This window comes from Escherichia sp. MOD1-EC5189, from assembly GCF_002966045.1.
GTDB classification, from domain to species: Bacteria; Pseudomonadota; Gammaproteobacteria; order Enterobacterales; family Enterobacteriaceae; genus Escherichia; species Escherichia coli_F.
In genome coordinates this window covers 1-644 of sequence record NZ_PTRX01000105.1, presented here as the reverse complement: position 1 = coordinate 644, position 644 = coordinate 1, and the positions used below count along the sequence as shown (strand labels likewise).

Annotated in this window: 1 protein-coding gene; it reads right to left on the bottom strand. The window is 45.8% G+C overall.

Annotated features, from left to right (window positions below; translation table 11 throughout):
* Nucleotides 1-557: IS110 family transposase (locus ATB02_RS25740; RefSeq protein ID WP_123059874.1), on the bottom strand; the 557-nt coding region annotated here is incomplete at its 3' end.
* Between the last annotated feature and the right edge of the window lie 87 nt (nt 558-644).

Below are 644 nucleotides of genomic sequence, written 5' to 3'. Positions count from 1 at the left end.
TGTTTAGACTGTCTGTAGATGCTGGTTCTGACAAAGGGAGATAAACCATTTTCGCCATCCTCCAGAATGGCTGGCAGCTCACGTGTTAAATGGCTTTGTCCGGCCGCAATCGTAATACCAAACTCAGCAAGTGTGGCTCTTAAACTATTGGCACAGGCAATCCGCTCACGGATAAGTATTCCCCGTTCAGTGTGTAACGCTAAAACGGCCTGCTGCTCTTCGGTTTTTATCTGAACAAAACGCATATTCGGGCGGGTTACCGCTTCGCAGATTGCTTCAGCATCTGCTGCATCCGTCTTGTTCGTTTTCACATAAGGCTTCACATACTGCGGAGGTATGAGTTTTACCTCATGACCATAGCGGGTGAATAATCGCGCAAAATAATGACTGGATGAGCAGGCTTCCATGCCAATCAGACAAGGTTCCAGTTGAATCACAAACTGAACAAACTTAGCCCGGGTGAGCTTTTTACGCAAAATAGTATGGCCTTCATGATCGACACCATGAAGCTGAAAAACGTTCTTTGCCAGGTCGATACCAAGAGTTGATACTTTCATGTGGACGCTCCTAATTTTTCAGGACGTATTGCAACGATCCAGTCTGGTACTTTGATACCGTAAAATCTGGAGCGTCCATCTCATTAT